The 7,461-nt window shown below is 62.3% G+C and carries 13 protein-coding genes and 1 pseudogene; 7 read left to right on the forward strand and 7 right to left on the reverse strand.

The window, feature by feature from the left end:
• Positions 1-576 precede the first annotated feature (576 nt).
• Positions 577-939, reverse strand: a complete 363-nt coding sequence (locus FV223_RS15745) for a hypothetical protein (RefSeq protein WP_147727920.1) — start codon at positions 937-939, stop codon at positions 577-579.
• Between the two features lie 481 nt (positions 940-1,420).
• Here FV223_RS15745 and FV223_RS30485 point away from each other — a divergent pair, with 481 nt between their 5' ends.
• Entirely contained in the window at positions 1,421-1,585 is a 165-nt protein-coding gene (locus FV223_RS30485; protein WP_187276155.1) for a hypothetical protein, read from the forward strand.
• Positions 1,586-1,659: 74 nt separating this feature from the next.
• Entirely contained in the window at positions 1,660-1,842 is a 183-nt protein-coding gene (locus FV223_RS15750; RefSeq protein ID WP_147727931.1) for a hypothetical protein, read from the forward strand.
• 59 nt (positions 1,843-1,901) lie between these two features.
• Here FV223_RS15750 and FV223_RS15755 read toward each other — a convergent pair whose 3' ends face one another.
• From FV223_RS15755 to FV223_RS15765, 3 genes are all read right to left on the reverse strand, one after another.
• Positions 1,902-2,090 (reverse strand): hypothetical protein, encoded by a 189-nt coding sequence (locus tag FV223_RS15755; protein ID WP_147727921.1) that lies wholly within the window; start codon positions 2,088-2,090, stop codon positions 1,902-1,904.
• Positions 2,091-2,735: 645 nt separating this feature from the next.
• Positions 2,736-2,999 (reverse strand): hypothetical protein, encoded by a 264-nt coding sequence (locus FV223_RS15760; RefSeq protein ID WP_147727922.1) that lies wholly within the window; start codon positions 2,997-2,999, stop codon positions 2,736-2,738.
• A gap of 123 nt (positions 3,000-3,122) precedes the next feature.
• Positions 3,123-3,812, reverse strand: coding sequence for a helix-turn-helix domain-containing protein (locus FV223_RS15765; RefSeq protein ID WP_147727923.1), 690 nt, complete (start codon positions 3,810-3,812; stop codon positions 3,123-3,125).
• A gap of 417 nt (positions 3,813-4,229) precedes the next feature.
• Between FV223_RS15765 and FV223_RS15770 the strand changes: the two genes are divergently transcribed.
• The 5 genes and pseudogenes from FV223_RS15770 to FV223_RS15790 all read left to right on the forward strand — a co-directional run.
• A complete protein-coding gene (locus FV223_RS15770) occupies positions 4,230-4,490 on the forward strand; it encodes a hypothetical protein (RefSeq protein ID WP_147727924.1) in 261 nt (86 codons plus the stop codon).
• A complete protein-coding gene (locus FV223_RS15775; RefSeq protein WP_147727925.1) occupies positions 4,487-4,666 on the forward strand; it encodes a hypothetical protein in 180 nt (59 codons plus the stop codon). The genes FV223_RS15770 and FV223_RS15775 overlap by 4 nt, the downstream gene beginning before the upstream one ends.
• Entirely contained in the window at positions 4,663-4,965 is a 303-nt protein-coding gene (locus FV223_RS15780; RefSeq protein WP_147727926.1) for a hypothetical protein, read from the forward strand. The genes FV223_RS15775 and FV223_RS15780 overlap by 4 nt, the downstream gene beginning before the upstream one ends.
• 147 nt (positions 4,966-5,112) lie before the next feature.
• On the forward strand, positions 5,113-5,421 hold the full coding sequence (locus FV223_RS15785) for a hypothetical protein (RefSeq protein ID WP_147727927.1): 309 nt from the start codon (positions 5,113-5,115) through the stop codon (positions 5,419-5,421).
• Positions 5,412-5,603, forward strand: a pseudogene (locus FV223_RS15790) (IS1595 family transposase); the annotation flags it as partial. The gene FV223_RS15785 and the pseudogene FV223_RS15790, both read left to right, overlap by 10 nt.
• Before the next feature lie 288 nt (positions 5,604-5,891).
• Here FV223_RS15790 and FV223_RS15795 read toward each other — a convergent pair.
• The 3 genes from FV223_RS15795 to FV223_RS15805 all read right to left on the reverse strand — a co-directional run bounded on the left by FV223_RS15795 (position 5,892) and on the right by FV223_RS15805 (position 7,093).
• The gene (locus FV223_RS15795; protein WP_147727928.1) at positions 5,892-6,143 is read right to left on the reverse strand and encodes a hypothetical protein; all 252 of its coding nucleotides are present in this window, start codon (positions 6,141-6,143) and stop codon (positions 5,892-5,894) included.
• A gap of 239 nt (positions 6,144-6,382) precedes the next feature.
• Positions 6,383-6,631, reverse strand: coding sequence for a chemotaxis protein CheX (locus FV223_RS15800; RefSeq protein WP_147727929.1), 249 nt, complete (start codon positions 6,629-6,631; stop codon positions 6,383-6,385).
• Between the two features lie 222 nt (positions 6,632-6,853).
• A complete protein-coding gene (locus FV223_RS15805) occupies positions 6,854-7,093 on the reverse strand; it encodes a hypothetical protein (RefSeq protein ID WP_147727930.1) in 240 nt (79 codons plus the stop codon).
• Positions 7,094-7,461 lie beyond the last annotated feature (368 nt).

Below are 7,461 nucleotides of genomic sequence, written 5' to 3' on the forward strand. Positions count from 1 at the left end.
TCTACTTTTATCTGACTGATCGTTAGATTGTGCGCCCTATCCACGGCGCCTGTCTCTGTGAGCATAAATCGCCTAAGCGGCTTCTTTCCATGTGATCAGCAAAGCTCGGATTGTTGCCGGGCTTTGTGAGCGGTCGGTCAAAGCGCAGACCGTTCGGACTTGCACCGCAAGCTCAGGTCTTTTCGGCGCAACTTGTTCCGACGCTCGGGTCGATAGCGCACCGGAGTCATGAAGGCTCACTCGCCTACTCGACCGCGTTCGGATGCGGTGATGGGGTACCGCAGTAGATTTTCGGTAAAAGCGGGCAGCCGGTGTGATTGCGACGATGGTCAAGCCTTCGCTTTGCCCTCGAAGTGAACGTGCCGGGGATTGCCACGCGGCCATGACAGGCCGGGCACCGCTTCTCGGAAGCGACGAACCTGGTTGAGGCTTCGGCGAGACTAACTACGAGCCATTGCCCGTCCACCTTCACTTCGCATGGGCTTGGGACTGGCTGGGCCATGCACCGCTCTGACATGCAAACCGGCTTCTCGCCAGGGCATTTTAAGCCATTCAAGTCGCAACCAGGACGGCCGATCAGTCCAGAAAAACGCGGACGCCCTCGGTGTTCAGGATGCTCCGCTGGTCGGCACACCAGCGCTCGGGGCCGACCTCCGCAATTTCCTGCGCGAGGCGCTTGCCCTCATCGTCGACAGCGGTCTGAGCCTGCTTGGGCCCAAGGCTTTGATCGAGGGTAGGCCGTACGGTGCGAGACAGGCCGTCCGACACCGTGTCATCGATCGCATAGAACTGCCGGCAGTGAAGGACGATGCCAGCCTGTGCGCCGACGATGCGCACCAGCCCGTCAATCTTCTCGGCTCGCTGCCCGTCGTCGGTTGGCGCAGCCGCGCAAACGCCAGCCGTTAGGATCGTGGCGAAGGCGGCGAGGACATAACGCATTCGGGCAAAATAGCCGCTGAAGTGCCTATGTCGAGATTGCTGCCGGAAACATGGCGGACCTTCGCCTTCAATAACTCGTTGGTCCGTCGAACCAAGGCAAAGGGGAAAGTCGTGAGCTGGCAAGGGATGAAGACCGCACCACGGGACGGGCAACGGTTCGTTGCAGGCCTATGGATCGGTCAGGGTTCAGCCGTAAAATTCGAAATGCACATCATCCGCGCGGACATGCGTGGAGAGGGAGTTCATCCGGAGGACGATCGGGGATGGTCATGGAATGACTACACGCATTGGATGTTGCTACCCGTGCCGGCCCGACCGGGAGGCTCAGATCGTTCGACCTCCGGCGGAAAAAGCCTGACCCCACCCATGACGCATCGAGGTCATCCACTCGGCTGAGTATCGAACACCGGTTTTGTAATCCGCTGGAACGTGGTCGATCATCGGGACTTTGCTTCCTGAGAAACACCACGGGAGCGAGACGATGATCGACGCGGACACTCCGCAGCCGGGCGAGGATCCGGCGCCGATTGGAGATCCTTCGCCCGCACCGCAGGAGCCTGAAGGCGATCCGCCGTCGAGCCCAGCGCCTACGCCTCAGATGGACGACGAGGCGGCCATTGAGGAGACCGAGGAGCAGCCGAGCTGAAACGCATCGCGCCCCGGCCTAATGCTGGCCGGGGCGCAGTTGTTGAGAACATCACCCGCCGTTACATGGCGTTGATGCACAAGCTCGATGCCCTTCTGGACCGTCTCAAAACCCGCCAGCGTGATCTGATCATGGAGGCGGCTCAGTACGACACGATGCCGGCCGACAGTACGCTGAAGCGGATTGCGGAGTTGGAGAACGCAATCGCGGCGGTGGAAGCGGTCGCCGGTGAGGAAGCGGACAAGCAGCGGCGATAGCCTTCGGCAGGGTACCCACCGGGTGCTGTTGTCAGGCCTCAGCGGGTCAGAGGCACGGGTCACCAACGCGAGAAGTGCAGCGTAGCAGCGGTCGCCATCAGGGCAGCGCCAATCACGATAAACGTGGCAGCCAGAGGGTTCTGCGGCATTAGGAACTGGATCTCGACCACCATGGCTGCGCCAATGATGGCGCCTCCAGCCACGATAAACGCGTCGCGGATTTTATCGGGCTGACCGCGGTTGCGCATTGTTGTCTGCCTTCGCGGTACCGCTGGTATCCCACGCCGAAAACGGGAAGGGCGCGCCGGGTGACGGCACACCTGAGGTGCATTCTCCGAGACAGATCCGCACAGGGTCTGCCGCGTCATCGACCGAATGATCCTAGAGATTATGTTAAGAAGCTTGAAACGCTAGGAATGTGATTGGAAAGGAATGATCACATCCGCGCTTCTGTTCGCTGCTGGGATCGCAGCAGGGTGCTACTATCGTCTATGGGTAATCCTGTTCGCCTCGGGGTGCGTCGTTGCCGCGTACATTGCAGCCTGCGTCATCCAATGGAGACTCGGCTGGCTGGAGTTCCTGATCCTCTTTGCTCATCTGAGCGCTCTGCAAGGCGGGTTTCTTCTCGCGCAGTACCTTCGTCCGAGGAGCTCGCAGCGCTGATCGGAGGGAATGGCGTCAGAACCAGACGACCTTGCCGGAGACCAGGTAGATGGCGATCCAGAGTAGGACCGGCAGGAGGCACATGGCGACAACCAAGGATGGGCGCGGACGGCGCGATGGGTGTCCGGGTTGGTGATTGAGGGACATAGAGTGCCGATATCTAACAAGCCCGAGGAGATACCCGGGACAACCGCATAAGCTAAGCCGTTGGCCCGTGGTGCGGGTACGGATCAAAATGGGAGAAAGTTTCGCTCCAAACTTGAAATCTCACGATCCTGTGAGGTCGATCCAAACAGCATTTTTCTCGCCGTCCTGCAGGAGCGCACGACAAGCATTTTGGTCAACTCGGCCTGCAACTCCTCGACACAGGCATGCACCTCGCCGGCATCGACGGCGGTCTCGATCAGCAGTTCCTGCGCCTCGGCCAGCGCCGCGCGTAGTTCCGCGTTCTCGGTAGCGAGCGCCAGGACCAGAGCCGTCGTGTCGTCGCTCATCAGCATCTCATGGTCTTCGCGTTCGACATGGCGAACGCCCGCGTGCGGCTACCGCATGGCTCGGCTGGTTCTACCCGCCTTTCGGATTTCAGATCGGGCTTTGTCGGCAGGGTCGCCCGCCGCCTATCGGCAGCCCTTTTGAGGGTTCCGATCCCCTAAATTCACAAAGTATGGAACATCAGTATGCGTGCGCCTCGCTGATTTGTACCCTCCCCCCTGGAAGGAGGGGGGTAGCGTTTCGCGCCTCCCTTTCCGCGTCAGCCGCAGCCAGGCCGTCCACTCGGCCGAGACGACGCGGACCACGTTCGTGTCGTTGCGGAAGCCCGTCATACGCCGCTCCTCCACCGTGACGAGCCCGAGCTTGCGGGCCTCCCGGATGGCGTTGCGCACGGTGGTCTCGGCCACGCCGACGATCGCCGCGAGGTGACCCACCGCGAGCCGACAGTCTCCGCGCCGAGTGGTCTCGGCCGCGACGAGCGAGAGTACCGCCTGCTCGGCTAGTGTGAACCGTGCCGCGAGGCCCGGAGGAAGCCGCCCAGAGGCCGCCCAGCGGCGACGACGCTCCATTGAGGCATCCGTGCGCGGGCGGGTGCCTGCGCGGCTCCTGAGGCTTCCTGTGCGGTTCTCGACCTGTTCAGCAGACCGTTCGGTTCCTGACAGTTGCCGCGCCTCGATCAGCTCGGACAGCGCCTCGGCCTCGGCCTCGGATAGGTGTCCCTCCCCGAACGCCTTCCACAACGCGGACGCTACGGCCGGCAACGCGGCACGCGGAGCCGCCTCCGCCTGTCGACGGATCTCATAGGCGTAGTTCATCGAACCCGGTCCCTCACGGGCCGCGGCTAGGGTCCAGGCAAAGCCTACCGGTTGACGGAAACGGGTTCCGTCTTGACTCCCGAGGGAGGTCATGGCTTGTGAGGGGCATCGCAGCGGGCCTCACAGCCCCAGGTTTTCGACGGCGCCACCCTGCCAGGGGTCGGCGCCGTTGGCTTTTCAGGGTCTATCTCGCGGCGATCATCTCCTGATGCCGGCTCCCGACTCGCCACGGGGCGCGCCATAGCCGGACATGGCATGTCGGCCGGCAGGCACGGCCAAGTCAACGGTAGGGGCTCGGATAGGCGCAGGCGAGATAAGGAGCCAACACACCGCCTTCGCAGGCGGCAAGTGGTGCTCCAACCTGTCGCCCCCTCGGTAAGCCCGTCGATCAAATCGGGATGCTCGGATACTCACCCCATGGCAGACCCAACGACCGGCGACCTCATCAAGGCCAAGACGATCGCCTCCGACGAGGTGAACGCCGCGGTCGACGTGTTTATGAAGGACGCGACCGTAAGCCTGTTCCGGTTCGCGAGTGGGCACACGGTCGACCCAGCCGGCGCGGTGAAGGACCACGAGCCGTCGCGGAAAGCGGTGGCCAATCCAGAGGCCGGCGATCAGTACCGCAGTGGCATGGTGCGCACCGCGATCCTGCTGGCGCGGCCGGTGGCGCCTTGAGCGACGACCCCTTCCACGAAGCCGTCGAAGCCCTCCGTGCGATTGGACGGACGGTTGAGCCGACCGGCGACGATCTGGGCCTGTGGCAGGTCGACGGCCAAGAATGCACCGACGGCGAACTGATCGCGCTGGCGCGGCTCTTCGGACTGGTGGAGGGGCCGGAGCGAGCGCAGTGACGGGCGTCCCGAAGCATCTCCGCAATCCCCGCCGCTGGTACGACGCTGAAGGCATCGAGCAGCCGCCGGCCACGATCGCCAACAGCAGGGCTCACGGCGCCCTTGGGCTGCTGGTGTTCTGCGAGTGCGGGCACAGCGGTGCGATGCCGTTCGACGGCCTGCCCGACGACCTACCCGTGCCGGACGTTGCGCTACGACTGGTGTGTTCGGCCTGCGGGCGGAAGGATCGGATCACCACGCGGCCGAACTTCGCGGGCGCGCACACCGGCGCCGGGCCGAAGCTACGGTCGGTGGAGTAGCGCGGCCGGCGGCTGTCAGCCGCGTTGCGCCCGCTTGGCCATGTCCCTATCCCCGCCGGCCCACATCCGGCGAGACCCATGGCATCACCCGCACCGATCCGACCCACGCCCTCCGACGTCCAGGCGTGGCGCGACGCGCTTGAGGCCATGAAGCCGACGGTGCCGCCCTGTCCCGGGCTCTCGGCGCAGCGCTGGCAGGAGATGCGCGAGGCGGCGATCGATTTCCTTGACCGTTTCGGTGACGACGCTATCGCGCTTGGCTGGACGGCCACGGACCTCTTCGGCGTGCATCCGACGGTCGGCGCGATCCGCGTCGACTACTGCGGCGGCCTGATGATCAACGCGCGCCGTGTCGAGGCGATCGGCGACACCTGGATCCGATACGGGAACCAGACCTTCCGGTGGGACCGGCCGGGGCGGCCCGTTGGCCTGCCGGTGTGGGAGTTCGGGCGGTAGGCGGTACATACCAGCACTGCGGCAAGCAGCACCTGCACCGCTACCTCGCTGAGTTCGACTTCCGGTACAACAACCGGGTGAAGCTGGGCGTGAACGACGTTGAGCGGGCGGATCGGGCGCTTCGGGGCATCGTCGGCAAGCGCCGGACCTTAGTCGCCGCTGTCCACCGCGATCCATCGTAGATAGTCCAGGGCAGATCTACGATCCTCGTTGGTTTGAAGCTTATGCCACAAGCGGAGAAGCTCCATTACGTCCCCGTGACCCTTCGATGCTCCTTGATCGAAGAAGCGGGCGATGGGGAGGTCAAGCAATCCTGCAATCGTTTTCAGGCGGAGCGCTGTCACCTCTTCAGCCTCGGAGAGGGAGGCGTTCTTAGGTTCAACCACTGAAAGCCATCAATACGGCTAAGGCACTCTGCAGTAATAGAAGCGTTCCAAGGACGAGCCAACTGCCTGGAATGACGACCGGCATCAGAGCATCCTTGACGGCACTGCGGCCGCATCCAAGACTGTGAAGTCTAGACGGAAGAGGATTAACCCTTTCTCGTCGGTGACTTCCATTCTCCAGTCTTCGCCTAGAGAGATCTTACCTGCCGTGTGCTGAAATATCTCGCCAGCTAGTCGAATTGCTTCATGTCGGGCTTGCTCCCACGAGGGTAATTCAAATCCATCTTTATCTAAATAGTCTTCGCCATCGTAAATGTTGAAGTGGAAACGTGGCAAGCAGATTTCCCTCGTCAAATTGGCGGGGGCTAGAAGCCCTCACTCGTGCGCGTGCCAAGGATCAAACCGCCCGACTAATACTCCGCTAGCGAACTTTGCTGAAAGGCGACTGCTCAATTGACCAGTTCACGTCGGCTGGTCCATTAGTCGCACCGTATGTGCGAACGGTATCATCGCCAAAAATCTACACGTCGAGTGCCGGAGGGGTTGAGGCAAGACTCGGGGAGGATAGAGACACTTCATCGAGCGGATACGCCTGGGACGCTCGTGGTGATCTTAAAGTCTAAGCGAAACAGCGCTTCACCGGCCTGGTTAGTGAGCTCCATCAGCCACGGCTTGCCATCGCGCTGCCTATTCGCATCGGCTTCGAGCAAGGCCCCGGCTAGCAGCATGGCCTGCCGGCGGGCCGCCCCGATATCCGCGAGGAGCATGCCCTCACGATCCAGGGTGCCGACGCCGTCATGGACGTTGAAGTGATAGTGAGGCATCGCGCGCTCTGCGAGGATAGGCGGAAGCACAGAACGCTCGCAGTCGCCAGCGCCTAAAACCGGCCAACGATACAGTTTAATCGCCTAATAAGGTCAACTGTTCCTGCCAATTTATGCAACAAAAGCTAACTTAGCGCGCTGACCCTATTGTATCCTTTCACACCGAGACAGCACCATGCTGCAGTCACTTCAAAATTGAAGGTGCAACGACGGGCCCAGCTTCTACCGCAGCAGCCATGTGCCGACATAGGTGAGGGCGGCCGAGTAGACGGCATGCCCATCTTCATCCGTTACCAGCACCGTTATGGTTTGACGTTCACCGTCCTTTGGCACATCGTACGCAGCGATGGCAGGAAGCAGCTTCTTGGCCTCTAGAACAGCGCCTTGCAGGTCGGCACATTCGGTGCCCTCATCGTCGCGCCGGTGAACGCCATCATGGATGTCGAAGAAGTAGCGAGGCACAGGCTCTCACGCATTGAAGGCGAGAGCGCCTATGTCTCTCAAGCGCGGCGGGCCAAAACGAGAGCCGCGATGATCGGCATCATAGGCACGCCTTCCGTGGCTGCTATCACATAGGTGAACTTCATAACTCCACAGGCGCTGGGGTCGACCTACCCCGTGGCAGTTTTGAAGGGGTACAGGAGCCAAAGAAAAATCCCCGCACGGCGGGTGCCGGCGGGGCCGATCCGATGAGCTCCCTGTAGAGGTGAGGCTGCTTAATCCAGATGGTTCACTCGCCCGCCGATCGAACAAGAAAGCCCGGCGCAGCGGATACTGGCCGGGCTGATCTCACAGGTTCCCCGCGGATGCGCGCCCCGCCCGCTGGGGGG

The sequence above is a fragment of the Methylobacterium sp. WL116 genome (assembly GCF_008039455.1).
Classification (GTDB): Bacteria; Pseudomonadota; Alphaproteobacteria; order Rhizobiales; family Beijerinckiaceae; genus Methylobacterium.

Bases quoted from the DNA above. Each gene is read 5' to 3' on its own strand.
- FV223_RS15765 (WP_147727923.1), bottom strand. From the start codon at position 3,812: ATGAACTACGCCTATGAGATCCGTCGACAGGCGGAGGCGGCTCCGCGT.
- FV223_RS15750 (WP_147727931.1), top strand. From the start codon at position 1,660: ATGCACAAGCTCGATGCCCTTCTGGACCGTCTCAAAACCCGCCAGCGT.
- FV223_RS15785 (WP_147727927.1), top strand. From the start codon at position 5,113: ATGAAGCCGACGGTGCCGCCCTGTCCCGGGCTCTCGGCGCAGCGCTGG.
- FV223_RS15755 (WP_147727921.1), bottom strand. From the start codon at position 2,090: ATGCGCAACCGCGGTCAGCCCGATAAAATCCGCGACGCGTTTATCGTG.
- FV223_RS15800 (WP_147727929.1), bottom strand. From the start codon at position 6,631: ATGCCTCACTATCACTTCAACGTCCATGACGGCGTCGGCACCCTGGAT.
- FV223_RS15760 (WP_147727922.1), bottom strand. From the start codon at position 2,999: ATGAGCGACGACACGACGGCTCTGGTCCTGGCGCTCGCTACCGAGAAC.
- FV223_RS15745 (WP_147727920.1), bottom strand. From the start codon at position 939: ATGCGTTATGTCCTCGCCGCCTTCGCCACGATCCTAACGGCTGGCGTT.
- FV223_RS15770 (WP_147727924.1), top strand. From the start codon at position 4,230: ATGGCAGACCCAACGACCGGCGACCTCATCAAGGCCAAGACGATCGCC.
- FV223_RS30485 (WP_187276155.1), top strand. From the start codon at position 1,421: ATGATCGACGCGGACACTCCGCAGCCGGGCGAGGATCCGGCGCCGATT.